General features: G+C 34.2%; 29 protein-coding genes and 5 tRNA genes. 6 read left to right on the top strand and 28 right to left on the bottom strand.

The window, feature by feature from the left end; translation table 11 throughout:
* Positions 1 to 198: 198 nt before the first annotated feature.
* The gene (locus tag ACWZFG_RS10770) at positions 199 to 3,609 is read right to left on the bottom strand and encodes a DNA polymerase III subunit alpha (RefSeq protein ID WP_177505278.1); all 3,411 of its coding nucleotides are present in this window, start codon (positions 3,607 to 3,609) and stop codon (positions 199 to 201) included.
* A gap of 191 nt (positions 3,610 to 3,800) precedes the next feature.
* Here ACWZFG_RS10770 and ACWZFG_RS10775 point away from each other — a divergent pair, with 191 nt between their 5' ends.
* The 5 genes from ACWZFG_RS10775 (at position 3,801) to ACWZFG_RS10795 (ending at position 10,410) form a co-directional block, all read left to right on the top strand.
* Complete coding sequence (locus ACWZFG_RS10775; protein WP_177505279.1) at positions 3,801 to 4,673, top strand: ABC transporter substrate-binding protein; 873 nt, start codon at positions 3,801 to 3,803, stop codon at positions 4,671 to 4,673.
* Between the two features lie 27 nt (positions 4,674 to 4,700).
* Positions 4,701 to 6,650, top strand: coding sequence for a peptidase U32 family protein (locus tag ACWZFG_RS10780; protein ID WP_455577624.1), 1,950 nt, complete (start codon positions 4,701 to 4,703; stop codon positions 6,648 to 6,650).
* 15 nt (positions 6,651 to 6,665) lie between these two features.
* Positions 6,666 to 7,958 carry an aspartate aminotransferase family protein gene (locus ACWZFG_RS10785; protein WP_455577625.1) on the top strand — a complete coding sequence of 431 codons (1,293 nt, stop codon included), beginning with the start codon at positions 6,666 to 6,668 and terminating at the stop codon, positions 7,956 to 7,958.
* A 117-nt stretch (positions 7,959 to 8,075) separates the two neighbouring features.
* Positions 8,076 to 9,971 carry an NAD(+) synthase gene (gene nadE, locus ACWZFG_RS10790; RefSeq protein WP_177505281.1) on the top strand — a complete coding sequence of 632 codons (1,896 nt, stop codon included), beginning with the start codon at positions 8,076 to 8,078 and terminating at the stop codon, positions 9,969 to 9,971.
* A gap of 97 nt (positions 9,972 to 10,068) precedes the next feature.
* Positions 10,069 to 10,410, top strand: coding sequence for a hypothetical protein (locus ACWZFG_RS10795; RefSeq protein WP_177505282.1), 342 nt, complete (start codon positions 10,069 to 10,071; stop codon positions 10,408 to 10,410).
* On the opposite strand, the gene ACWZFG_RS10800 is transcribed toward ACWZFG_RS10795, so the two are convergent.
* The 10 genes from ACWZFG_RS10800 to ACWZFG_RS10845 form a co-directional block, all read right to left on the bottom strand.
* Entirely contained in the window at positions 10,390 to 10,764 is a 375-nt protein-coding gene (locus ACWZFG_RS10800) for a hypothetical protein (RefSeq protein ID WP_177505283.1), read from the bottom strand. The genes ACWZFG_RS10795 and ACWZFG_RS10800 overlap by 21 nt on opposite strands.
* Positions 10,765 to 10,776: 12 nt before the next feature.
* A complete protein-coding gene (locus ACWZFG_RS10805; protein ID WP_177505284.1) occupies positions 10,777 to 12,300 on the bottom strand; it encodes a hypothetical protein in 1,524 nt (507 codons plus the stop codon).
* 134 nt (positions 12,301 to 12,434) lie between these two features.
* Positions 12,435 to 12,523: transfer RNA gene (locus ACWZFG_RS10810), tRNA-Leu, on the bottom strand.
* 14 nt (positions 12,524 to 12,537) lie between these two features.
* Positions 12,538 to 12,612 (bottom strand) — tRNA-Cys (locus ACWZFG_RS10815).
* Positions 12,613 to 12,618: 6 nt separating this feature from the next.
* Positions 12,619 to 12,693: transfer RNA gene (locus ACWZFG_RS10820), tRNA-Gly, on the bottom strand.
* Positions 12,694 to 12,718: 25 nt separating this feature from the next.
* Positions 12,719 to 12,794: transfer RNA gene (locus ACWZFG_RS10825), tRNA-Phe, on the bottom strand.
* 3 nt (positions 12,795 to 12,797) lie between these two features.
* Positions 12,798 to 12,874, bottom strand: a tRNA-Asp gene (locus tag ACWZFG_RS10830).
* 126 nt (positions 12,875 to 13,000) lie between these two features.
* Positions 13,001 to 13,801 carry a bifunctional hydroxymethylpyrimidine kinase/phosphomethylpyrimidine kinase gene (thiD, locus tag ACWZFG_RS10835; RefSeq protein WP_177505773.1) on the bottom strand — a complete coding sequence of 267 codons (801 nt, stop codon included), beginning with the start codon at positions 13,799 to 13,801 and terminating at the stop codon, positions 13,001 to 13,003.
* Positions 13,802 to 13,817: 16 nt separating this feature from the next.
* On the bottom strand, positions 13,818 to 14,477 hold the full coding sequence (locus ACWZFG_RS10840; protein ID WP_418627273.1) for a hypothetical protein: 660 nt from the start codon (positions 14,475 to 14,477) through the stop codon (positions 13,818 to 13,820).
* A gap of 186 nt (positions 14,478 to 14,663) precedes the next feature.
* Complete coding sequence (locus ACWZFG_RS10845) at positions 14,664 to 14,813, bottom strand: DUF1540 domain-containing protein (protein ID WP_177505772.1); 150 nt, start codon at positions 14,811 to 14,813, stop codon at positions 14,664 to 14,666.
* A 164-nt stretch (positions 14,814 to 14,977) separates the two neighbouring features.
* Between ACWZFG_RS10845 and ACWZFG_RS10850 the strand changes: the two genes are divergently transcribed.
* Positions 14,978 to 15,157, top strand: coding sequence for a Rho termination factor N-terminal domain-containing protein (locus tag ACWZFG_RS10850; protein ID WP_177505771.1), 180 nt, complete (start codon positions 14,978 to 14,980; stop codon positions 15,155 to 15,157).
* Between the two features lie 43 nt (positions 15,158 to 15,200).
* Here the strand turns inward: ACWZFG_RS10850 and nusB are convergent, their stop codons facing one another.
* From nusB to ftsZ, 17 genes are all read right to left on the bottom strand, one after another.
* Positions 15,201 to 15,608 carry a transcription antitermination factor NusB gene (nusB, locus tag ACWZFG_RS10855; protein WP_177505770.1) on the bottom strand — a complete coding sequence of 136 codons (408 nt, stop codon included), beginning with the start codon at positions 15,606 to 15,608 and terminating at the stop codon, positions 15,201 to 15,203.
* Between the two features lie 242 nt (positions 15,609 to 15,850).
* A complete protein-coding gene (locus ACWZFG_RS10860; protein ID WP_177505769.1) occupies positions 15,851 to 16,096 on the bottom strand; it encodes a DUF2273 domain-containing protein in 246 nt (81 codons plus the stop codon).
* Positions 16,097 to 16,115: 19 nt separating this feature from the next.
* On the bottom strand, positions 16,116 to 16,688 hold the full coding sequence (gene amaP, locus ACWZFG_RS10865) for an alkaline shock response membrane anchor protein AmaP (protein WP_177505768.1): 573 nt from the start codon (positions 16,686 to 16,688) through the stop codon (positions 16,116 to 16,118).
* An 18-nt stretch (positions 16,689 to 16,706) separates the two neighbouring features.
* Positions 16,707 to 17,099 (bottom strand): Asp23/Gls24 family envelope stress response protein, encoded by a 393-nt coding sequence (locus tag ACWZFG_RS10870; protein WP_147670721.1) that lies wholly within the window; start codon positions 17,097 to 17,099, stop codon positions 16,707 to 16,709.
* A gap of 94 nt (positions 17,100 to 17,193) precedes the next feature.
* On the bottom strand, positions 17,194 to 17,613 hold the full coding sequence (locus ACWZFG_RS10875) for a SpoIIIAH-like family protein (protein ID WP_455577626.1): 420 nt from the start codon (positions 17,611 to 17,613) through the stop codon (positions 17,194 to 17,196).
* A 107-nt stretch (positions 17,614 to 17,720) separates the two neighbouring features.
* The gene (locus tag ACWZFG_RS10880) at positions 17,721 to 18,329 is read right to left on the bottom strand and encodes a hypothetical protein (RefSeq protein WP_177505766.1); all 609 of its coding nucleotides are present in this window, start codon (positions 18,327 to 18,329) and stop codon (positions 17,721 to 17,723) included.
* 11 nt (positions 18,330 to 18,340) lie between these two features.
* Entirely contained in the window at positions 18,341 to 18,898 is a 558-nt protein-coding gene (gene spoIIIAF, locus ACWZFG_RS10885; protein WP_177505765.1) for a stage III sporulation protein AF, read from the bottom strand.
* 100 nt (positions 18,899 to 18,998) lie between these two features.
* Complete coding sequence (spoIIIAE, locus tag ACWZFG_RS10890; protein ID WP_177505764.1) at positions 18,999 to 20,162, bottom strand: stage III sporulation protein AE; 1,164 nt, start codon at positions 20,160 to 20,162, stop codon at positions 18,999 to 19,001.
* 9 nt (positions 20,163 to 20,171) lie between these two features.
* A complete protein-coding gene (gene spoIIIAD / locus ACWZFG_RS10895; RefSeq protein WP_147670733.1) occupies positions 20,172 to 20,558 on the bottom strand; it encodes a stage III sporulation protein AD in 387 nt (128 codons plus the stop codon).
* Positions 20,559 to 20,705: 147 nt separating this feature from the next.
* Complete coding sequence (gene spoIIIAC / locus ACWZFG_RS10900) at positions 20,706 to 20,903, bottom strand: stage III sporulation protein AC (RefSeq protein ID WP_147670735.1); 198 nt, start codon at positions 20,901 to 20,903, stop codon at positions 20,706 to 20,708.
* Positions 20,904 to 20,922: 19 nt separating this feature from the next.
* Positions 20,923 to 21,444 (bottom strand): stage III sporulation protein AB, encoded by a 522-nt coding sequence (locus tag ACWZFG_RS10905; protein ID WP_177505763.1) that lies wholly within the window; start codon positions 21,442 to 21,444, stop codon positions 20,923 to 20,925.
* A 14-nt stretch (positions 21,445 to 21,458) separates the two neighbouring features.
* A complete protein-coding gene (gene spoIIIAA, locus ACWZFG_RS10910) occupies positions 21,459 to 22,394 on the bottom strand; it encodes a stage III sporulation protein AA (protein WP_177505762.1) in 936 nt (311 codons plus the stop codon).
* 143 nt (positions 22,395 to 22,537) lie between these two features.
* Entirely contained in the window at positions 22,538 to 22,984 is a 447-nt protein-coding gene (locus ACWZFG_RS10915; protein WP_455577627.1) for a CD1247 N-terminal domain-containing protein, read from the bottom strand.
* Between the two features lie 133 nt (positions 22,985 to 23,117).
* A complete protein-coding gene (efp, locus tag ACWZFG_RS10920; protein ID WP_147670744.1) occupies positions 23,118 to 23,675 on the bottom strand; it encodes an elongation factor P in 558 nt (185 codons plus the stop codon).
* A 35-nt stretch (positions 23,676 to 23,710) separates the two neighbouring features.
* The gene (locus ACWZFG_RS10925) at positions 23,711 to 24,775 is read right to left on the bottom strand and encodes a M24 family metallopeptidase (protein ID WP_455577628.1); all 1,065 of its coding nucleotides are present in this window, start codon (positions 24,773 to 24,775) and stop codon (positions 23,711 to 23,713) included.
* A complete protein-coding gene (aroQ, locus tag ACWZFG_RS10930) occupies positions 24,772 to 25,221 on the bottom strand; it encodes a type II 3-dehydroquinate dehydratase (protein ID WP_455577629.1) in 450 nt (149 codons plus the stop codon). The genes ACWZFG_RS10925 and aroQ overlap by 4 nt, the downstream gene beginning before the upstream one ends.
* 253 nt (positions 25,222 to 25,474) lie before the next feature.
* On the bottom strand, positions 25,475 to 26,536 hold the full coding sequence (ftsZ, locus tag ACWZFG_RS10935; RefSeq protein WP_147670750.1) for a cell division protein FtsZ: 1,062 nt from the start codon (positions 26,534 to 26,536) through the stop codon (positions 25,475 to 25,477).
* Between the last annotated feature and the right edge of the window lie 243 nt (positions 26,537 to 26,779).

The raw sequence follows: 26,779 nt of genomic DNA on the forward strand, positions 1-26,779 counted from the left end.
AAAATTAGTATAATTAATAAAATAATGAAAATAGCAGAATGCGATACTTATTGCATTCTCCATATCAATGCCTATTCCTGCTAATCCTTTCATAGAAAAAGCAATAATTTTTTTACCATACAAAGATATTGGTTTTCTCTCATAAAAATACAAAGACCTATTGCAAATATCTATATTGCAGCACTTATTATAAATGAACTATTTAATTTGTACAGCCCCTTTGCCTAGAATCATTTCAATTTTGTTAATCGCTTCTTCAATAGGTGCAAACCAAAATTTTTCTTCCGTCTTTATTACCTTTCGACTATCGACCAAATGTAGATAGACCATATTTTTACCGCCATAAGATTCAAAAATTTCTTTTAATTTTGAAAAGATATCTTCCGTCTCTTGCGATTTTCGAATTCGGATTCTTATTACTGGTTCATATTCATCAAAATTCATAATAGAATCTGCCAAAATTTTTGCAGATTCTTCATTTACATTTAAACGTCCACTAACAATAACCGGCGTATCTGGAATTAAAACATTTATTGATTGATAAAAGACTTTTGGAAATACAACCACTTCTATTTTATTTGTGAAGTCTTCAACTTCAATGAAGCACATCGTCTCTCCCTTTTTCGTACTAATACGTTTTGAATTTACAATTAAGCCTGCAATCTTAACTATTTTCCCATCCATTTTCTCCGTTTCAGTCAAAGATTCTATAGTCATGAATTGTTGCATTCTCTCCCTATATTTATCAAGCGGATGCCCTGTAATATAGAAACCTGTAATTTCTTTTTCCAACGCTAAAATTTGCTCTTTTGGCATTTCTTCAATATTTGGTAAAGCAACATCTTCGACTTCACTCATTTCTTCTTCACCAAATAATCCAATTTGCCCGCTCGCTGCATCCCGTTGTCTGCTTCCAGCTGCTTCTACCGCTTTATCAAGAACCGCAAGTAGTTGCGACCGCTTCGCTCCTTGCGAATCAAACGCACCACATTTGATTAAACTTTCAATTACTCGTTTATTTACAACTCGCATATCTACACGCGTACAAAAGTCAACCAGCGACGTAAATTTATCCTCTTTTTCTCGTGCTTTAATTATACTTTCGATTGCATTTTCCCCAACGTTTTTTACAGCAGCCATTCCAAATCGAATCGCTTCTCTATCAACGCTAAAAGAAGCTTTGCTAGCGTTAATATCCGGCGGTAAAACCTGAATTCCTTGATGACGACAATATTCAATATAATATCCAACTTTATCACTCGTCCCCATGACACTCGACAACATTGCTGCCATAAATTCATTAGGATAATGTGCTTTCAGATACGCTGTCTGATAAGCAACCATCGCATATGCAGCACTATGGGACTTATTAAATCCATAATCCGCAAAATGTGCCATTAAATCAAAAATCTCAATTGCTAAAGCTTCGTCAATTCCGTTGCTGCGCGCACCATTTAAAAAATTCTCGCGTTGAGCCGCCAAAATTGAATGTTTCTTCTTTCCCATTGCACGTCTCAACAAATCTGCCTGCCCTAATGTAAAACCTGCTAATACTTGCACAATCTGCATAACTTGTTCCTGATATAAAATCACACCGAAAGTTTCTTTTAATATCGGTTCTAGTAATGGATGTAAATATTTCACTTCTTTTCGTCCATGCCGCCCGTTGATAAAATCCGTAACCATCCCACTTCCTAATGGACCAGGACGATATAATGCAACTAACGGAATGATATCGGCAAAACCATTTGGCTTCAATTCTTTAACTAAGGTAGTCATTCCCGATGATTCCATTTGAAATACACCAACAGTATCGCCATTTGATAACATTTGTGCAGTTTTTTCATCTTCTAAATCAATTGCATCTATATCAACTTTAACGCCTCGATTTTCCTTAATTAATACGAGAGCATCACTAATCACAGTTAAAGTTCTAAGACCCAGAAAGTCCATTTTAAGCAAGCCTAACTCTTCAACTCTGTCCTTATCGTATTGCGTAACAGCAAACCCATCAGCAGAAACTTGAATAGGAACATAATCCGTCAATGGATCTCTTGCAATTACAACGCCCGCGGCATGCGTAGATGCATGTCTTGGCAATCCCTCTACATCACGAGCAAAATCCACCAATTTCGTTACTGCTGGTTCCTCCTGATAAGCATTTTGCAATTCAGGATTGCTTTTTAAAGCTTTGTCAATCGTCATATTCAATTCTGCAGGAATCATTTTCGCAATCCGATCTACTTCACTATAAGTCATGTTAAGCGCCCTGCCTACATCGCGAATTGCTCCTTTTGCAGCCATTGTACCAAAAGTAATAATCTGCGCAACACGCTCAGAACCATAACGTTCAACAACATATTCTATAACTTTTTCTCTTTTTACATAACAAAAATCAATATCAATATCCGGCATAGTAACACGATCTGGATTTAAAAATCTTTCAAAAAGTAAATCATATTTAAGTGGATCGATATTTGTAATACCTAATAAATAAGCAACAATACTGCCTGCTGCCGAACCTCGACCTGGACCAACTGCTATATCATGATTTTTCGCATAATTAATAAAATCCCATACAATAAGAAAATAGCTATCGTATCCCATTTTATGAATCACAGATAATTCATAATCTAATCTTTCAGTTTCAAGTTTCGTCACAGTTGCATAACGATCGTTTAATCGCTCTTTACATAGTTTTCTTAAATATGATTCATCAGTCATTCCATCGGGCACAGGAAATACCGGCAAATGTAATTGCCCAAAAACAAAATCAACTTGACAACGCTCAGCAATTTTCACCGTGTTTTCAATTGCCCCGCGATATGCACCAAATAGTTTTTCCATTTCTTCTGGGGATTTAAGATAAAAATTATCATTAGGAAACCGCATGCGGTTTTCCTCATCTACTGTTTTTCCCATTTGGATGCATAACAAAACATCATGAAATTCACTATCATTGCGATTTGTATAATGTGAGTCATTCGTTGCCACTAATCCCAAATCATATTTTTCTGCTAACTTTACTAACTCTACATTGGCTTTTTTTTCTTCCGGCATTCCATGATTTTGAATTTCAATAAAGAAATTATCTTTACCAAAAATATCAATGTATTCCCGAACTAAAACATCCGCACGCTCCGGATTATCACGAATAATTGCTGCTGGAATTTCACCAGCAATACAAGCACTTAAACAAATAATTCCTTCATGATATTTTTTTAGTAACTCTTTATCAACACGAGGTTTATAGTAAAAACCTTCACTGTACGCCAACGATACTAACTCAATTAAATTTTTATAACCTTGTTGGTTCTCCGCCAATAAAATCAAATGATAATAGCTTTCGCCATCAACCGCCATTTTATCAAATCGCGACTTAGGTGCAACATAAACTTCACACCCGATAATCGGTTTTACGCCTTTGGCCTTAGCAGCTTTATAAAAATCAATAACTCCGTACATTGAACCATGATCTGTAATTGCAATTGCCGGCATATTTAATTCTTTTGCCCGATCAATCAATTGGTGAATACGACTTGCACCGTCTAGCAGACTATACTCCGTATGTACGTGCAAATGAACAAATTGATTATTTTCCTGATTCATAACTTAAAAGCCTTTCAAAAAATTGATAATAAGCATAAAAATTCGACAATTAACCCTGTTTCCCTCTTCTAAATTATATAAACAGCTTACAAAATTTTATCTTTAATTAAATTTTTCAGTAAAATTGCAGGTTTTTTCTCACTTTATGTTGAAGGTTAGAAGGTTAGATTTATCTGAAGAGGTGTTTATATTTGTTTCATATAGGTATTTTACAATTAACCCAAAATCTCGATGATGCCGTCAAGGGATTTAAGCAAGGCTTGCATAATGCAAAAATCGAAGCAGCATTTCATTATATGAATGCCGATGGAAATGTCGAAGAATTATCCAAATTAGCCCGTGCTTTAGCAGATTTAAAAGTAGATTTAATTTTTGCTTGTTCTACTCCTGCAGCGAAAGCAGCAAAAGAACTCTCTGAAAATATTCCTGTTATTTTTACACCCGTTTTTGATCCAATGAGCGTAAAGTTAGTTTCCAACATGGAAAAACCTGGGGGTAAAGTTACAGGTATGTCTGGGATGGTAAATGCAGCAGCCAAGGTAGACTTTATTCAATTACTCTTACCCAATATACAACATATAGCTATGCTATATCACGAAAAAGACGAAAACTCCTGTATCGAAGCATCAAACTTTAGAAAAGCTGTCGAAAATAAAATAAAGCTTAGCAATATCATCATTCAATGTCAAGAAGATTTATCCTTACTCGAAGAAAATTTGCCGCATGATATTGATGCGCTATTTTTACCCATTGGAAAGATTGTTGAAGAAAACTTTGCCAGCATTGTTTATTATACGGACAGTAGAAACATTCCGATTATTGCCTCTCATGCACCAAATGTATCTGCTGGTGCTTTGGGTGCATTAGTTGCAAATCATGCTTCATTAGGTGAAGACTGCGCAAAGCAGGCCTACAAGATTCTTATTGAAAGAAAATCACCGGCAGAAATTCCTGTTGGCATAACAACAGCACCAGAAATTTTACTCAATGCTTTTGTTGCAGATAATTTAGAGATTTCACTACCCTCTACATTAACAGAAAAAGCAAAAGAAATTTTCCAATAACTTTTACACATTCAAGGAGAGAAATCTATGTTACTATCAAAGAAATCCGTTGAATTACTAGCACCTGCTGGTACTTGGGAAGTATTAGAATCTGCAATCGCAGCTGGTGCAGATGCTGTATATTTAGGCGGTAAACGATTCAATATGCGCATGCACCGCACAGATACTAATTTTGATGATGAAATGTTAAAAAAAGCGATTGAATACGCACATGCACATAATGTTCGTTTATATATTACAGTGAATAATTTAATCAGCGATCGTGAAATCGAGCCAATGCGTGACTATTTGAAATTTTTACAAACAATTCAACCTGACGCATTGCTTGTACAAGATTTAGCAGTTATGGAACTTGTCAGAGAATTAAAAATCACCATTCCACTCCATACTTCAGTTATGATGAATACGCACAACGAACATGCAATAAACAAATTAAAAGAATATGGAATCACTCGTATCGTAGTTGGTCGAGAAATGACCCTTTCACAATTAAGCCTATTTAAGGAACGCACCGGAATTGAAGTAGAATATTTTATGCATGGCGACATGTGCATTTCACAAAGTGGTCAATGCTTTCACTCCGGAATTTTGTTTGGACAAAGTTCAAATCGCGGACGTTGCTTAAAACCATGCCGTTGGGGCTATAAATTAATTGATGAAAAAACCGGTAAAATTCTTGATGAAAATGGACCGGGCGCATATAAACTAGCTTTAAAAGATATGTGTATGTACCGTCACCTTCCAGAATTAATTCAAGCTGGAGTGCATTCCTTTAAAATCGAAGGTCGAATGAGAACAGCAGCTTTTGTCGAAAGAATTGTGAAAACATATCGTAAAGCAATCGATCGCTATTTAGCAGATCCCGCTGGATATGCTATCGACGAAAACGATTGGAATGATTTATACGAAAATCGATCTCGTGATTTTTCCACCTGTTTTGCCCTTGGTAAACCGGACGCTTCAGCCATTGGATTTAGTGGCAAACGTGAACCGCGCTTCTTTAGCCAAGCAGTAAAAGAAGCCGATATTCATTCACCTGTTACAATAAAGCCGACGGATTTTGAAATAAACTTACCGCAAAACTATGCTCCAGAATTATCCGTCCGTGTGGCAGATTTAGCATCTGTACAGAAAGCCGCGGAAAATGGAGCAAATCGAATTTATATCGGTGGAGAAGCCTTTCTTCCCCATAAACCATGGAGCCTTAAAGATATAAAAGCAGCAATGGATATCGGAGGAAAGCACAAGGCAAAAATTATTGTTACTACACCAAGAGCTACAATGGAACGCGAATGCGGTGAATTAGAACAGCTCTTCACACAATTAAATGAAATTCGTCCAGATGGAATTATGGTAAGCAACATGGGCACGCTCAACATGGCAACACAGCTTACGACTTTACCTGTACAAACAGATTTTTCGTTTAATACCTTTAATCATTTAAGTGCAAAATTATTGAAAGATAACGGTTCCACGATGGGGACGATCTCATTGGAAGCAACGTATGCACAAATTAAAGAGCTACTCTTCTCTAGCAAATTACCGTTAGAATTGATTGTTCACGGACCTACAGAAGCAATGATTCTCGACCATAATTTACCCCATATGATTCTCGGCTATGACATAAATACACAACCAGAGCTATTTAATAGACATTATGGTCTGCTGGATAGTGCTAACGAAGTACATCCTATCCGCATTGATCAACACGAGCGCAATCATGTTTTATTTGCCAAAGATTTATGCTTAATTAAATTCTTAGCAAAATTATTAGGTGCAGCTTCTTATCGTATTGAAGGACAACATTATGATGCTAAATTGGTAGGTCAACTAACTAAAATCTATCGTCAAGAATTAGATAAAATGTTAAATAGTCCTATGCAATATGAATTCGATCCTAATTTATTAACTCAACTTTCTACAATCAGTCCGCGCGAACTCGGTATCGGTGCTTTCCGCTATCGCGTATCACGTTAATAAGGAGGCTATCTTTTGACAAAATATATTGGGCCTGAGGCTATTATTGAAAAAAAACAAGCTTATATTATGCCTTGCTTAAATCATTTTTACGAAAAACCAATGCAAATTGTACGTGGATCTATGCAATATCTCTATGACAGTACCGGAAAACAATATCTCGACTGCTTTGCCGGCGTTTCCGTGATTAACTGCGGCCATTGCAATAGCGAAATTACCGATAAAATTTGCGAACAAGTAAAAACACTACAGCACGTTTGTAATATCTATCTTACTGAAAATTTTGCAAATCTCGCCGAAGAACTAGCAAAAATTACCCCAGGCGATTTACAAAAAGCTTTTTTCTGCTCGACTGGTACAGAAGCAAATGAAGGTGCCGCTTTGCTTGCTTCTATTTATACAAAAAATAGTGAATTTATCAGCTTGCGCAATGGATTACACGGACGAACAAAATTAACGATGAGCATGACGGGAATTAGCATGTGGCGTACCGATCCAAATCCGGTTGGTGGAATTCATTTTGCACCTAACCCATATTGCTACCGCTGTCCATTAGGAAAAAAATATCCTGACTGCGATTTTGCTTGTGCAAACGCAATTGAAGACGTAATTAAAACGAATACCTCTGGCAATGTTGCCGCATTTATCGCAGAACCAATTCAAGGCAATGCTGGAATCATCACGCCGCCTCAAGGATATTTTAAACGCGTAAAAGAAATTTTAGACCAATATAACATCTTAATGATTATCGACGAAGTACAAACAGGTTTTGCTCGTACAGGTAAAATGTTTGCCATTGAAAATTTCGATGTGGTTCCAGATATTATGACCATTGCTAAAGCACTTGGAAACGGAACACCGATTAGTGCTTTTATCGCTTCGGCTAAAATCGCTAATACTTATACACGTCCTGGTGCTTCTACTTTAGGTGGTAATCCTGTATCTTCTACAGCAGCATTAGCAACTTTAGAGTATATTCAACGACATGATTTATTAACAAAAGCTAAACTACGCGGCAAACAGTTAAAGAACGGATTAAAGAAATTACAAGAGAAGTACGCGATGATTGGTGATATTCGTGGCATTGGCTTAATGGTAGGTGCAGAATTCATCCATGCGGATAAATCACCAAATAGCCAAGCCGTTGACAGGATTTTAGAAGCAATGAAAGATCGAGGCTTCATTATTGGCAAAAATGGCGTCGAACGCAATGTCCTTGCTTTCCAACCACCTTTAATTATTACTGAAGAAAACATTAACAATATGTTAAATGAATTAGACGATGTATTAAACACGCTAAAAAAATAAAAACCAAGGTTAGACCCCATATTTAAAATAGTATGGGGCTATCTTTATTTACTGATAAAAGGTACATAAGAACTTTTATCACTAGGATATAATAATGAATGAATAGAGGTGTTTTCTTTGATAAAAATCGCATTAGGACAATTTGAAATTAAACCTGGACATCCTGATTTAAATACAGACCGAATGCTTGAAATGATTCAAACAGCCAAACAATCTAAAGCGGATATAATTGTCTTCCCCGAAATGGCAATTCCAGGCTATCTCATTGGTGATACTTGGGAGCAAAATGCTTTTTTACGCGATTGTGAATATTACGGTAAAAAAATAATTGCAGCGTCTGATACAATTGCAGTTATGTTCGGTAATATCGCCGTAGATTGGGCAAAAAAAAATACGGATGGCAGAGTAAGAAAATACAATGCCTTCTTCACTGCTTACAAAAGAAACTTGATCCACGCTCCAGCTTCCCCTTACCCATTTATTATAAAAACTCTCCAACCGAATTATCGTGCGTTCGATGAAGAACGTCATTTTTTTAGTTTGCCAAAATTGGCTGATGAGCTAAAAACGGATATCGCTAACTTAACCAGCCCGATTGATTTATCCCTCAATCATCAGACACTTAAAGTTGGCTGCCTGCTTTGTGAAGATGCTTGGAGCGACGACTATACCTTCACACCACTTGCATTGATTAATAAAAACCACGACGTAGATTTATTTATCAATATCTCAAATTCCCCTTATACGCTCGGAAAAAACAATAAACGCAATCGAGTTTTTTCCTCACATGCTAAATCAAACAACGCTCCCTTTATTTATGTAAACAATATCGGCATTCAAAATAACGGAAAAACAATTTATACTTTTGATGGTTCTAGCACCGTTTATGATGCGAACGGAAAAATCATCGCCATGAACGAGCCCTACACAAATCAACTGAACATCATAGAAATCCCCTTAAAAGGTGAAACTTCACTCCCAGCGATAAAAGTAACTGAAGATACTGATATTGCAAATATCTATACCGCTCTACGTTATGGCATTAAAAATTTTTTGCAGGACATCCACATGGAAAAGGTCGTTATCGGCATCTCTGGCGGTATAGACTCAGCCGTTGCAGCAGCACTTTACGCTTCCATACTTCCGCCTGAAAATGTTTTACTCGTGAATATGCCAAGCATCTATAATTCCACTACAACAAAAGATTTAGCACGAGACTTAGCCAAAAATCTAAAATGCCTTTATACGATTATGCCAATTCAAGATTCCGTTGACGCAACCGTTAAACAAATAAAAACAACACCAATTCAAAACTTAAATAACAATACTACCTTTTATTTAGAAATTTCCTCTTTTGTAACTGAGAATATTCAAGCCCGTGATCGTTCTGCACGTGTGCTTGCAGGTATTGCGGCAAGCTTTGGTGGCGGTTTTACCTGCAATGCAAATAAAAGTGAGACTACCGTTGGGTACTCAACACTTTATGGTGACCAATCTGGCTTTCTTGCTGCATTAGCAGACTTATGGAAATTTCAAATTTACGACCTTGCATATTATTTAAATCAAGTTATTTATAAGAGCGAAGTTATTCCACAGGAAACAATCGACATTGTTCCAAGCGCAGAGTTATCCAACAATCAATGCGTAGATGAAGGAAAGGGCGATCCAATTAAATATCCATATCATGATTATTTATTTCGAGCTTTCTGTGAACATTGGAATCGAGCAACGCCTGAAGATATTCTTACATGGTATAAAGAAGATCTCTTAGAAGAAAAACTCAGCTGTGAAAAAGGATTAATCAAAAAATATTTTTCTACCAATAAAGAATTTATTGATGATTTAGAACGCTGGTGGAATTTGTACTCTGGTATGGCAGTTGCTAAACGTATTCAAGCACCGCCAATTTTAGCAATCAGCCGTCGTGCTTATGGATTCGATCATCGAGAAGCACAAAATGGACCCTATTATACCGCACAATATAGAACCTTAAAAAACGAATTATTAAAATAATAAGAAAAATACCGTTCTTTTTTTAAAGATGCGGTATTTTTTAATTTATATAAAGAATAAAGTATAATACTAAATCTTTAGGAGGATAAAAATCTATATGGAAGATGATTTTTTCTCTTTAAATAGCAATGAACTAATAAGTCTAAGCATATTGCTTACAGTAGTGTTTTCTAATCAATTAAATGCGAATCAATTAAATATCCTCGGTAATTTTCTTTGTAGTCTAGGCCAAAATATTTTAGTTATCCAAGCAGTCATCGGCGCTAACCCTAATCCAAATGCAATCTATACGATTTGTTCTTCAGATCAAACAAGTACAACAAATGAAAATAACTCTAATTCAGTAGATACCGCTACGCAGCTTTCTGAATTAGAGTCAAAAATTAATACATTAACAGAAAAAATGACTACACTTGAGTCAACCTTTAAAAAAACTTAAAGTCGACCAAACAATAACACCAATTCCAATCCCTACTAAAGCTACCGGAAGTGCTATAAACAGCAAAAACGATAATATTCCTGCGATAATAAGAAAAATCAATAACCGCGAAGTCCAACTAGACGCTCTAAAATTAATATTTTTTACAAAAATATGATGCTGCCCATCCATAGCATCATTAAATGAATAAGATTGGTTGTGTTCTTCATTTGATTCACTTTCAATAGTAACTCCATCATATTTTATTTTTTCTTCATGCGTTAAAATACGTACACTATTTTGAATTTCATTACCGCAATATGGACATTTATCAACTGCTTCATCGATTTCTTGATTACAATTTATACATTTCATATGCGCTCCTCCTTAAAAAACATAAAGCGAAAGGACAAATCCTTCCTCCGTTAAGTAACGCGAATCGAATTCTTGTAATTCTAATGTTTCAATTATATCATGCATTTGTTGATTTAATTCGCTATCTAGCAAATTTAGTTCACGTTTAAAAAAATCACTATTAATATGATGAATTCCATTCATTTCTATAAAAATAAGAAATATTGCACTTGCAATTAACTCCGCTTTATCCTGAACTTTCTTTCTCAGACTGGAGTAATCACACCACATCTTTAAAAGCAACTTCATATCATATATAGATAATTGATATTTTTTCGCCATAATCTGCAATAAAACTGTAACATTAAAATCTGGATCATCAATAATTGTATTCTGCTCAAAATGCACATTTAATCTTTCCGGCTGCACGACGTTTAGCTTTGCTAAATTAACTAAAATATCAATTGTATGTCTTACTAAAATAGCATGACGCTTAAAAAAATCTGCTATACCTGCGAGCGGATCTTGAGCTTTATATAATTCACATTGATGTAAGATTTCTTCCTTAATTCGTTTACGCAAAATCTTACTAACCGAAATACTACTAATATAATTTAACATTACGATACCATTCACATAGATATGACCATAAAATAGCATCTTTTTATAATCTCCAATTCCGTAATCTGGCATTGGTAATTTTATAATTTCATCTGTAAATAGATCTACACATTCTACCATCGAATTATTCAAAATACGCTTAATATAAAAAACAGTAAATTTTGCTTGTAACAAATCAGAAATGACATGCTTTTCATCATGTGTCAGTTCAGCTTGTTTCATTTTATAAAAATGCGCTAATGGCTTACTATCCGTTTCTATCAAGTGATAGTCAAATAAAAAATAATCCCAAAACCCTAACCAAAACTCTTCACCGTCATCCTCAGGGATAGCATTGAATGGACCTGAATATAAACTTAATGCTCGATTGAAATCTGCAATGAACTTCTCCCCTTTAAAATAACGTCCAATATCAGATAGCAAGCGTTCTAATAATAAATTTAGCTTATCAGCGATATCTTCTATCAATAAATCTGACTCCTGAAAATTTTCATCAAAAATTGTTATTCCCATAGTCATCTCATTTGGTAAAGATAAAGATTCAACAGATGAAAATTTCTGTTCCGCGTTATGCAATCCATCTAAACTTAAAAGTACATTCTTTTTAATTAAATATGCATAAAAATCTTTTAAGACAATAAAAATATCTTTTAAAGCTTGCTCCTCATCATTATCCTTTTTTACATCATCAATAATCCATAATAATAAATTTTGATAATCATCTTCTACTATTTTATCTAAGTCTACAAACTCTTCATATGTAACATAACGAAGAAAAGCCTGCAAAACTATCCATACTTCTTCTAATTCATCATAGCCTAAGCCCTGCCATGCTCTTTGGCGAAGATATCCATCAACGAGAGAACGGGTGATAATCGGATAGTAATCAGACAATTCCCGATAAAAATCTTGAATCTTCTCATATACGTTCTTCATTAAAATTAATAATCTCCTCTTTCTTTCCTGCATTATTCATTATATCATTTAAATAAAGAATCGACCACTATCTAAACATGCCAAAAAGCGGGAGATCATCTCCCGCTTAAAATCAAAATAAAAAAACACCATAATGGTGCCGAGGACCGGAATCGAACCGGTACGGATATTTCTATCCGCGGGATTTTAAGTCCCGTGCGTCTGCCAGTTCCGCCACCCCGGCATAATATATAATTTTGGAGGCGACACCCAGATTTGAACTGGGGAATAAAGGTTTTGCAGACCTCTGCCTTACCACTTGGCTATGTCGCCTTACTATGGAGCGGAAAACGAGATTCGAACTCGCGACCCTCGCCTTGGCAAGGCGATGCTCTACCACTGAGCTATTTCCGCATATAAAACTTACTTCCGAAAATCATGGTGCCTTAGGACGGAATCGAACCGCCGACACGAGGATTTTCAGTCCTCTGCTCTACCGACTGAGCTACCAAGGCAAATGGCGACCCGAAGGGGACTTGAACCCCTGACCTCCGCCGTGACAGGGCGGCATTCTAACCAACTAAACTACCGGGCCGTTATCAGTGACATCATTTATCATATCATTTAACAACATTAATGTCAACTTATTTTTTAATCCATCGCATATACCTCAGCGACAATTAATATTATATGTATTTTAAATCATATTGTCAATACTTTTTTAAATTAATCCAGCCTTTTTATATAAATCATAGAAATGATGCGTCGGGCCTACGCCCTTTCCTAATGAAAATCCATGTTTTATTGCAATCGTAACATATTCCTTTGCCACACGAACAGCCTCCTTTATCTCTAGCCCTTTTGCTAATCCAGCTGCAATTGCAGATGAAAAGGTACATCCCGTACCATGTGTGTGAATCGTTCGAATTCTTTTATTCGGAAAAACCATCATCTCTTTCCCATCATATAATAAATCACATGCATCACCTTCTAAGTGCCCACCTTTCACTACAACATATGCTGCTCCCATCTCATTTAATACAAACGCAGCTTTTTTCATTGATTTCATATCTATTACATCAAACCCTACTAGCGCACTTGCCTCATGTAAATTTGGCGTAACAATTAATGCTTTTGGAATAAGACATCTTTTTAATGTATCTACCGCCTCTGGTTTTAATAAATAGCTGCCACTCTTTGAAATCATTACTGTGTCTAATACAATATTCTTCGCATGATTTCTCTCTAAACTCTCTGCAACAGTTTCAATAATCATACTGCTAGATAACATCCCTATTTTAACTGCATTAACTGCAATATCTGTATATACTGCATCAATTTGAGCACTAATAATCGCCGAATCCATCTCTCGAATCTCAGTTACACCACAAGTATTTTGCGCTGTAATTGCAGTAATTGCACTCATTCCAAATACGCCTAAAGCCGAAAATGTTTTTAAATCTGCTTGAATTCCAGCACCACCACTTGAATCAGATCCCGCTATTGTTAACGCTGTTTTCATCATTATCTCCTGCCTTTTATATTCGTGACCGAATTTCTTTTAATCTTTCAATTAAATGTGCATCCAATTTTTCTTCTAAATCAACTAATTCTCGCGAATCAAAAGTATATGTCATTTCTGGAATTTGATTAATTCTTGCATCTCCAAAAAATTCATCTCGAAAAATATTGTAATAAATAATAAAATTACTTTCTTTTTCGAAATCGCAATAGTCAAAAATAATATAAGAGCCATTAATACATCGAACAGGTTCTGATGGATTAATAAATAAAGTAAACCCTTCTATTATTTTAGGTAATTTTTCTATATATTTCCATGTTAATATTTTTTTATCAATCACAATACTATCTAAATTATTTACATCAAAAATTGCAATACCCTTTAATGAATTTTCAAAGCGAGTTTTCAACAATTCTTCAAAATCTTCTAATTTAGAAGTAATAAAATCAATATTACAAAACTCAGTTAAACCAATTTTAGTTTTAACCTTATATTCTTTTGTCTCTTCATGATAATAAACACTCATTTTTCTACGCCTTTTAGCGTCTTCATAAGTAAAAATATAATACGCATCCCCTATGGTGTCCATATCATATTTTAATTGAAACCCAAATAACTCCTTTGGAAGCTGTTTTATATATTTCCATTCTTTTACTTGTTCAATAATTTGCTCCACAAAAATTCCTCAAATCTTTTAAAATAATCCTTGATGGTAGAGGGTTACTCTACCTGAACTCGGTCGCCCTTATCCATGGATAAGTCATGAAATTCAATCATTAAAAAACAAAGTTTTGTTTTCATCTATTTTATACTATATCACAAAAAAAAGAGACTGCATATGCAGTCTCTTTTTTTGCTTTAATTATCTTGCGCGAAATGTTTTACAGTTTGTTTCTGCTGAGCAACCACAGCTTTTTTTATCCGTACATACTTCAATAGAGCTTGCTTGGCAGGAATCACCTGATCCATAATATTGACAATTGCTAACCATACATTTAACATCTTTAGCCATATCTAATCACCTCCTAACAAGATTAGTATGATTAAAAATTTTCATTTTATTCGACGGCAAAAATCACAACCCAAAAATGGAAGGATTTTCTGCTTTTTAGACGAATAGAATATTATATCTTGATAAACAGATAATAATAAACTTTATTATAGGAGTGATATATAATGAATTTAAAAGAAATTAAAGGAATTGCAAAAAAATTTGGTATAGCACCTCGATCAATGAAAAAAGCTGAACTCATTCAAGCAATTCAAAAAGCTGAAAATAATATTCCTTGTTTTGGCACTGCAAATGGAGATTGTGATCAGGATAAATGCCTTTGGCGTAGTGATTGCCTAAAATAGTTTATTTTTAAATAACAAAAACCGCATTAAGCGGTTTTCTTCTTTATTGTGCCTCTTTTATAAACGCACCCAATATTCCATTTACAAATTTAGGTGATGAATCTGTACCAAATCTCTTTGCAAGCTCAACAGCTTCATTAATAACAATATTAGCCGCTAATTTTTCTTCGCTAAAGCCAAGTTCATATAAAGCAATACGAACAATATTCCGATCCACACTTGGCATACGATTCACTTTCCATTCTGTAGAATGTTTAGAAATCAATTCATCAATTTTACTCAAATGATTTTTTGTTCCACAGACAAGGATTTTTGCATATTCTCTCGCGCTATCGCTCATATTTTTTTTCTCATTCAGTGCAGATTCTAATGCTTCTACGCTTTCCATTTCATTAAAATCTAATTGAAATAGCGCCTGTAATGCTACTTCTCTTGCATTTCTACGACTCATAAAAATTCCATCCTTTAATCATATATTACGAAATTAAAACTATTTTAACAAAAAACTTCTCTATAAATCATTAAATAAAATTCATTTATCTAATAATTAATCTTCTCTAAGATTCTCATCTTTTACAAGCGAGAGTTAATACTAACTAAATTCCTAGATAAGTACAACTAAAATTCAGAAAAACTACATTGAATTTAGCCTTACTTTATTTTCATTAAGAATTAAATTTAGTATATGCCTCATTAGTATCTCTTAAATCCCGAAGGAATAATCTTATTAACAATCTCCATTAAATCATCTTTATCATCTGCGCGTTTTCCAATAAAAAAACCTATTAATGCACATAAAATAATAAACAAAGTTTTTAAAAACCCTACATATAAAATAAGCGCTCCCATAAAGAACCCAACAATTGACCCTATCGTCTTTCCTGAGTTTTTCTCTTTTAGTTTTTCTATCAGCGAATTTATATAGCCTTTAAACTCCATGACTACCACCTCTATTAAATTAAACAACTCTAGGTTTCGAAGCCACTGTATTAGATATATCCTCAATACAAACCTCTACATCCATAACATCAATTCCCACAATTTGCTGCATTCGTTCCTTGACAAGTTGCGTAATTTTATTTGTTAGCTCCGGAATACTTTGATCCGGCCCCACAACAATTTTTAACTTAAGATTTAATCGACTTGATTCATTCATATTTTTAGAAGGCTTGTCCGCATACACTAAAACTTGAATATCTCGCACGCCATTTATCGCTTGAATACTTTTTGTTAATAAGTTTTTTATCGCTGCAACAGTAACATTCACTTGACCTAACTCAGTAACAACAACAATAGCATTAAAATTTTTACTTGAATGTGCTGACTTACAGCTCACCAATAACAATCTTAAAGCAATTATTGCTATCAAAAGCGCCACTACTCCAGTTTCCCATTGTGAATATAAATAAATTAAATTGTTCTGTAAAAAATCATCAGAAAACAGGTGTAGAGATACAATCGCTACACCCGTACTTAGAGTAAATATCGTTAAACTAAAAATTAGAAGAAAAAATCGATCTAGTATCTTCATTAAAATCCCATCTCTTCCTTAACGAACTCTTGTGTCTTCAACCTTATTATCTTCTGGAAATCCGACCCCTTGTACATGAACATTTACTTCGACTACATTAAGCCCAGTCATATTTTCAATTGCTTTCTTTACATTTTCTTGAACGGTCAGCGCAACATCTGGAATACGTACACCATATTCAACAATAATATATAAATCAACGGCAGCCTCACGTTCTCCAACTTCTACCTTGACACCTTTAGCAAAATTTTTTTTACCTAAAATCTCAGCAATTCCGCCTGCAAGCCCACCGCTCATCGCAGATATTCCATCCACTTCCGTTGCTGCTAGCCCAGCGATAATACTAACTACTTCATCCGCAATACGAATTGTACCACCTGTATTTACATTCGTTTCAACTACTTTATCCATAACAAAACCTCCCGCCATCCATATCTAAATCTATACTACCTAACTAAATTATAACAAAAAAATATTACAGTTACAATTAGAGCTTAGCTTTTTCTTATTCTTTTACACTGATTGTTATATTTTCTTTTTTTATATTGCCGATTCTACTCACTATATCAGCGACTTGCATTACTTCGTTTTGTGATAAAGTGCTCCCCCTAACTAAAATGCTAGCTGAACTATCCCGGCAAAAAACTAATGCATCAGAAAAACCTTTTGCCCTAATTAAACTCTCCATTTCATTTTCCCGCTCTTTTTCCTGTAGAATTTTCAAGATATTTGCCTGCGCATTTTTCCGAATTTCTTCAGTCTGACCATTTTTAATTGATTCCCTAAGAACATCTGACTGTTCACTACGCATTTTATCCCGCTCTAGTCGGTATTCCATAAAAAAATCCACATTATTTAAAGGTTCTTCCTCTATTTTGCTAACCACTTGAACGGCATTTGATGAATCGGCTTTTGCATTTCTCATATACTCAATATTTCTAATTATATAGAGAATTCCCAATAAAATAAAGAAGCATACAATTATTATATAATTTTTATGTTTTTTCAACTCAATAATCATCCACTAAACCCTCACTTTTGCTTTGGTAATACAGTAATTTTATAGCTTGCAATCCCAAGTCCCGTAGCAACGGCTTTTGTTAAATCAGCTTTTATATTAGAATTTACCGCTCCATCAGCTACTACCATTACGCCTTTTATTTCCGGCTTAACTTCTCTTATTACAATCGCTTTATCCATTCCATTTTCTTTACTCATTAAAATTTGGTTACTCTCTTTAGATTCTGTTGTCATTCTAATTCCGCCCGAAGTATCCTTTTCTTCAGTTGTTTTTGTTTCTTTCGTTATATTTTGTGCAGTTTCTTTAGATGATCCCCCTTCTAAAGTAACACTAACAGCAACATTTCCAGCCCCTTTAACCTTTGACAACAACTGTACAATTTTATTTTCTATTATTTGCTCTTCATTTAATGGTGCGGATTGATTAATTACAGGAGTCTTTAGATTTGTATTTTCTTTTTCCTCCAGATTTGTTTGTCCATTTAAAACATTACCTAAAATTAATAACAAAATACCAATAACCCCAACCCAAACAACGCGCATATTGAATATATTTCCTTTTAATATAGGCATAAAATACTGCTCATTTATATTTCTCCATTTACTTAAAATCCCGCTCATCTAAATCCTCCTTACATAACCTGTATTTTAATAATTTCTAAAGGAATCTGATAAAGTTCAGATACCGTATGCAAAACTTTTTTTTCAGTTTTTTCATCTAGTTTTTCTATTTCATTATTTTCTTGCATTCGAATATGAATTGGTTTTATATTCGACCCTTTTCCTTGCTGCTGAATCATAATTTCAACACTTTCGACTTTTCCCTGCTTAACATTTTTATCTGCATGTACAATTACATCTACATTTTGAATGCCTTCTAAAGATTTTATTGTAGACTTTATCTGGCGAGCTAATTCTTTTTCATAAATTTTAATATACATGTGCTCATCTTGCCTTATTTCATATTTAGCTGAGAAATTATCCTGTTTAAACACAGGAATATCCTGTCCTGACTCAATATCTTCAAATAAATTAACAATAGGATTTAAAATAGCCATCATGATTAACAAACCAACAATTACACGCAAAAATTTTTGCATTTGACTGCTCGGTAAAAGCATCTCTAAAAAAGTAGCAAATACAACAAGAAAAATTAAATTTTTTGCCCATTCAGAAATTGCTTGTATCATTACTACCACCTACCTTTATCCGATAATGCTGAAATTAGAGTAAGATATCTTTGAAGCAATTTGTATTGTTGCAAAATAAAGTTTTGTAAAATCACTCTACTTATCTAAGCATTACAGCCATGCTCCCTATTCCAACAATCATTGTAATCGCTAAAAAAAACATAAGAACTACTGTTAGCAAAGCTCCCGCTGCCAATAACAAATGGTTGCCTATCGACATTAAGCATTTTGCCATTCGCTCGTCCCCCATTGGCTGAATTAAAGCTCCTGTAACTTTTATAATCAACACCAAAGAAAACATTTTTATCATTGGCAATAAACAAATCATTATAATTACAACTACTCCAAAAATTCCTATAGAGTTTTTGATGAGCAATGCCGCCCCCATAGCTAATTCAACTGTATCAGCAAAAACTTTACCAACCACAGGGATAAACGATGCTGTTGCAAATTTTGCAGTACGTAAAGTCAATCCATCTGCGACACCCCCTGTCACGCCTTGAATAGTTATAATTCCAATAAACACAACCATCATAAACCCTAAACAAACCATACTACTTTGTTTTAGCAGCGATGTAAGATTACTTAATTTATATTTATCAGCAATATAATTTGTACATTCTAAACCTGCACTAATCATAAGAAGCGGAAAAACTACCGTTTTTACTAAATTACTAATCATACCTACTACAATAACCATCAATGGAGAAAATAGTGAAGCAGAAGTTAACGCTCCTACTCCCGCAAGTAACGTGATCATCAAAGGTAATATAGCTTCCATAAAAGTAACCATACTGTCTATTGTTTTCGCAGCAATTTGCAATGCATGATAAAATGCCGTTAACGCAATAACGGATAAAAATACAAAACACACGCTATACGCCAACATTGCAATAGATGAATTTTCAAAAGAATTTTGCAAATTTCTAAGCAATGTACAAAGTACAGCTAGAAAAAGTAATTTTCCCATAATTTCTGCATTCGTTACTATTTCATGAAAAATTTTTCGCATGATATCATTGCCAATACCTGTAAAATCAAGATCAAGCCCTTTTTCTGCAATTTTCTTAATTGTCGCTATATCCAATGAGGGAACCGTCACTGTTAAATCTTTATTTATATCATCTATAAAATGATTTACTGCATCCGTAGATAAGGTTGAAAAGACCTCAGACTCTATTTCATCGCTATTTACTACTTCTTCAGCATATACGTTCGTTGTAAAAAGAAAAAAATAAAGAATTATGGTAAAAAATTTTTTCATTTTATCACCCTATGGTATTAGTTTTACAATAGTATCTAAAACTAAAGCAATAATTGGAACTGCCATGACCATTACAAATACTTTTCCTGCAAACTCAATTTTACTTGCAACCGCTCCTTCTCCTGCATCACGACAAACTTGTGCACCAAACTCAGTGATGTAAGCAATTCCAATAATCTTTAAAAGAGTATTTAAGTATAGCGAGCTAATTTGCGCCTTTTCCGCTAGGTCGCGAAACAATGTTAAAACTACATCGATTTTGCTTAATACTAATAGAAAAATTATTGCAGCTAGTGCCAAACTTAATTGAACAGCCATTTCCGGTCTATCCCTGCGAATAACGAGAATTAATAATGTAACAATAAATCCTAAACCAATAATTTGCACTATTCCCATAGCTACACCTCTTATAACGTCATTGTTCAAAGTTTTCCTCTGGAAAACCTGCCACTCAACGTTTCAACGAGGCGGGAGATATATGCTCACCGCCTGTTAATTACAATTATGCCTCCACCTATAGAGGCGGGAAAATCTTTTTCCGAGTTATAAGAGCTTAAAAACATCTTGTACTGTGTGAAATAAACGCCCCAAGAGTTCAACAACCCAAAGTAAAACTAAAGTAAATCCAGCCAATGTGCATAAGTGTGCCATATCTTCTTTCCCTGCTTGTTTTAATGCAGTATGGAATACAGATACTAAAATCCCAACGCCTGCAATCTTAAATAATAAATCTAATCCCATCCTCACCCCTCCAAGGCTCCTAAATCAACATTAGAATAATTAATAAGCCGCTGCATAACCCTAGATATCGATACATTTTACAATTTGCATCACAATTTCTAGCAGCTTCACCGGCTAAGAAATCAAGTCTTTTTTCAATCATTGTTAAATACTTTTCTTGTTCAATTCTATCCATAATTCCCAACTGACTAGCAAAAAGAATCAGAACTTCTTTATCCTCTTGATTCAATGCCAATTTTTTTTCATAAACAGAAAGTGTTTGTATAATTGCGCCCTTAGGTGTAAGCGTGTAATCCTCTTGCAATCTTTTAGAAAAATCCGAAAAAAAATCTGCCGTTATGCCTTCTATCCCTTTACTACAATCCGCAATCCCCTCAGATAAAGGAACTGCTCCGTAAGTCATATATCCTTTTAGCGATACAATACAACTTAAAATTTGCCGTATGTGCCTTGCTCTATTTTGACATTGTTTTGCTAAATATAACCCAAAATATGTACACGAAAATAAAATAAAAATACTGCCAGCAATTTTAAACCACATGAAATCACCAACCTTTATATTGAAAATATCGCCGCTTCAGTTTTTGCATCAATAATTTCCTTTACCGTTCCAATGGATGGTCTATTCGTCAAAATTATATAACGTTCAAAATAACGTTGCCGAATTAAATCTGAAATATAAGGCCTATTTGCTATATCAGATATAGAACTTCCATGCACTGTAGATATTACACTTACCCCTGCATGTAGTGCTTCTTCTAATGCAACGACATCCTCTTTTCTTCCCAATTCATCTGTAACAATTACAGCAGGTGCCATAGTTCTAATTAACATTAAGATGCCCTCTGCCTTTGGACATCCATCTAAAATATCAGTTCGCATCCCTATATCCATACACGGTACTCCATCTCTTACAGCTGCTAATTCGCTCCTTTCATCAACTACCCCAACTTGTACACCTTTAAAAAAAGAACATCCATTACTAAAATTTCTTATTAAGTCTCGCAATAAAGTAGTTTTCCCCGCCCGTGGCGGTGCGACGATTAAAGTATTTAAAACATGGCTTTCTTTTATTAAATATGGGATTATTGGCTGTGCACAATGAATCACACTTTTGGCAATTCTAAAATTTAATGAACTAATATTTTTTAAAGCTTTAATATGTCCATGATCCATAATTGCTTTTCCTACAAATCCAACTCTATGACCACCTTCAATTGTAATAAATCCCAATTTCAATTCCTCTTCTAAAGCATAAATGGAATTTTTACTTATCATTTGCATAATTTTTTGTAAGTCTGAACATTTACAAATATAACTGTTACCATTTGACTTTAACACCAACTCCATTGCCGGTACAATCAACAAAACCGGTTGATTAACCCTCAATCTAATCTCAATTACATCTTCTAATATGCATTTATCTACTAACATTAATAGTTCTATTAAATTATTAGGCAAATAACGATGTATAATCTCTGTAAAAAACATAAAGTCTCCTCTAGTCTTATATCATCTTTCTACTATAAATATGCAAATACTAAAAAAAATAGTACAACTATTAAAAGAGGGCATGAAAAATATTTCATGCCCTCTTTTAAAACAATATTTTATTTTATAAAACAACTACTTTATTATAATCCAGGATGATGAGAACCGTAATGATTATCATAATCATCTTCTTCATGAACTTCTGAATAGTCGCAATCAATCATTGTGTCATAAACAACACCGCCACAATGCGGGCAGGTAACTTCAATATCTTCTTTTGCATCAAGTATATCAGCCTCAAAAGACACGTCTTCATGACATACCGGACATTGCATTTCTATAAGATCATCTTCACAAATACAATTTGAATCATACACTTCATCTTCTAAATCGTTCAAATCTTCATCTAACGTTTCTACATAGCTTTCTAAATCTTGTTGTTGTAAATAAATATCCTCAACATCTTCTGCCATATCATTAAGAACATCGATAATATTTAATAATACTTTTCCTTCTGGTGTATGTTCATCTACATTTAAACCTTTTGTTAATCCATGTAAATAAGCAACACGTTCTTTAATTCCAGACATATCAAAACCTCCTTTTAGCACATATAACGGATTCTAATTGTATTATGCTTAAAAAACCAGGTTCTATGCTAAAAACAAAAAAGCTGTCATAAAAATTATTTTATGACAGCTTTTTAATTCTGAAAAGCATCGCTTATGCTCTTTCGATATAATTTCCTGTACGAGTATCAATACGTAATACATCACCTTGATTGATAAATAAAGGAACACGAACAGAATAGCCAGTCTCAAGTTTTGCCATTTTTGTTGCACCTGTTGCTGTATCACCACGTACACCAGGATCGCATTCTACTACTTCTAACTCAACAGAATTTGGTAAATCGACGCCAATAATACTACCTTTAAAAGTTTGTAAACTAATGTCCATATTTTCTTTTAAAAATTTTAAAGCATCGCCAAGTTGCTCTTTTGTAAGTTCTGTTTGATCGTAAGTTTCATTATCCATAAATGTATACATACCATCATTTTCATACAAAAATTGCATTGCACGATTTTCAAGATGCGCTTTAGGCAATTTTTCATTTGGGTTAAACGTACGTTCAACGACTGCACCAGTTTTAACATTTTTAATTTTAGTTCTTACAAACGCAGCACCTTTACCAGGTTTTACATGTTGGAAATCAACAATTTGCCATACAGCATTATCAATTTCAAGAGTTAAACCTGTTCTAAAATCACTACTAGATATCATTACTTAAGCCCTCCACATCCCATATTATGGGTTTATTATAATTCTATTAAGTGTTTACTACTTTTGGTTAAAACTTCACAACCATTTGCAGTAACCACAACAGTATCTTCAATTCGCACTCCACCCCAATTAGGTAAGTACACTCCCGGTTCAACGGTAACTACCATATTTTCACGTAACTTACCACACGTGCTTAATGGTGATAAACGTGGAAATTCATGAATTGCAAGCCCAACGCCATGTCCTAATCCATGTCCAAAGTATTTACCATAACCAGCATTAATGATAATTTGTCTTACTTTATTATCTATTTCTTTACCTGTTTTATGGATACTAATCGCCGCTTCACCAGCTAAATGTGCATCTAAAACAAGTTGATAAATATCTTTTTGCTTTGCCGTTGCCTTACCTACACAAACAGTTCTTGTTATATCAGAATGATATCCATTGAAAACAGCGCCAAAATCCATTGTTACAAAATCACCATCATCAATTTTCTTTTCTGATGCAACACCATGAGGTAAACTACTTCGTATTCCAGAAGCAACAATTGTGTCAAAAGCTGGCTTTTGCGACCCTAATTTGCGCATATAATTTTCTAATTCAACAGCAACTTCCAGTTCTGATATGCCCGGTTTAATAAAAGATAAAATATATTCAAAAGCTTTATCACTAATTTCTACAGCCTTTTTTAAGTCATCTATTTCTAATTTATCCTTTACTGATCGCAAGGCATCAAGCTCAACCGGTTTTAATTGAATATCATGTGTTACTTTAGCTAATTGGGCAAATTCATTATAAGTAAAAAAATCACCTTCGAAACCAATCTTAGCAAAACCATTTCTTTGTATAACTTCAGCTAGTATTTCTATAATACTCTGCTTATGTTCAATAATTTTAAAACAAGTTGCTTGTTTAGTTGCTTGTTCAACATAACGAAAGTCAGTAATTAAATCTGACGTTTTGGCACTAATTAGCAATATTCCAGAAGTTCCTGTAAATCCACTAAAATATCTTCTATTCTCTGGTTTATTAATAACGATTGCATCTAAATTTTCTTTAAACAGAAAATCTCTTAAATTACTTAAACGAGCATTCATTCGCCCGCCTCCCTATACATAATTCGGCAAGCAGCTTCTAATGCAACAAAATAGCTATCACTGCCAAATCCACAAATTTGTCCAACAACAACAGGAGCTATAACGGAATGATGTCGAAACTCTTCTCGCTTATGAATATTAGATAAGTGAACCTCAATCGCTGGGACACGAATTGCAGCTAAAGCATCACGCAAAGCGATACTATAATGGGTAAATGCCGCAGCATTAATAATAATGCAATTATAATCTCCATCTGCGGCTTGAATTTTATCTACTAAAACACCTTCATAATTGCTTTGTACAGATTCAAACAAGATTCCCAACTCGTTACATTTTTTTCTTAACCCTTCATTAATATCATCTAAAGTTGTAGAACCATAAATATGTGGTTCACGTTTGCCTAATAAATTTAGATTAGGTCCATGCAAAACTAAAATTTTCTTCAATTGCATCACTGCCTTATACGAAATATAGCTTTATTATTTTATCATAAAATAGATATATTGACTAGAAAATATTTGGTTAATCAAATATTTTCACTTATTAGTATTTTCTTTTTTCAACAAAATTATTTTCTCTATATCCCAAGAATCATACTTTATAAAAGCAAACAATAAGAGATGCTATAGCTGTCTGAGTTAATACGACAACCTTAGCATCTCTTAACACCTTAAATTTAAGAAGCAAAATAAGATAGATTTATCTTCTTTGTAACCAGCTTGGTAATTCTGGCATCTCTAATTTAGGCTGTTGAATTTTCTTTCCTTCAGCGGCTGGACTAGTACTTACCGTTGCTTTTTGTGGAACGATTTCATCAAATCCAGTAGCAATAACAGTAACACGAACCTCATCTTCTAGAGATTCATCAATAGATGAACCAAAGATAATATTCGCTTCTTCATGTGCAGCATCTTGAATAATTTGCGATGCTTCATTTACTTCAAATAAAGTTAAATTCGGGCCACCACAAATATTATATAATACACCTCTTGCACCTTGGATTGAGGTTTCGAGTAATGGGCTATTAATTGCCGCTTGTGCAGCAGAAACAGCAGCATTTTCGCCTTTACCAACACCGATTCCCATAAGCGCAGAACCAGCATTATTCATAACAGAATTTATATCAGCAAAATCAAGGTTAATTAAACCTGGCACAGCAATTAAATCAGAAATACCTTGAACACCTTGACGCAAAACGTCATCTGCAATTGAAAAGGCATCCATCATTGATGTTTTTTTATCAATAACTTGCAATAAACGATCATTCGGAATTGTAATAATCGTATCTACTTTTTCTTTTAAATTTGCAGTCCCCATTTCAGCTTGTTTAAGACGTCTCCGACCTTCAAACGAAAATGGTTTTGTTACTACACCAACAGTTAAAGCACCTAATTCTCTAGCACATTCAGCGACAACAGGAGCCGCTCCCGTTCCTGTTCCGCCTCCCATACCAGCTGTGACAAATACCATATCTGCACCCTTTAAAGCTTGCATAATCTCTTCGCGACTTTCTTGCGCCGCCTTTTCACCAATTTCTGGATTTGCCCCTGCTCCTAACCCTTTTGTTAGTTTTTCACCGATTTGAATTCTTTGTGGCGCCATTGCATGAAGCAATGCTTGTGCATCTGTATTTACTGCTATAAATTCAACACCTTGTAGGCCTGAAGAAATCATGCGATTTACAGCATTATTTCCACCACCACCAACACCGATTACTTTAATTTTGGCAAACTGATTTAGATCGTTATCTAACTCAATCACTGCACGTTCCTCCTCATCCAAGTAGACATTATAAATACAACATAATTTTCTATTCCTTCTCCGAAAACAAGGTCTTTTATTAAACGCTTTATACTAAATCACCTAGTATAAACCATCATAAATATACCTTAAAATAAAACTTTCGTACATTTAAAATAGAACAAAACTACACTACAATACTTAAAATTCAACACAATTTCCTGATTCCCTTTATCTGTTATAAAAATTTTTTAAAAATTTTAT

This window comes from Anaerosinus sp. (assembly GCF_965318445.1).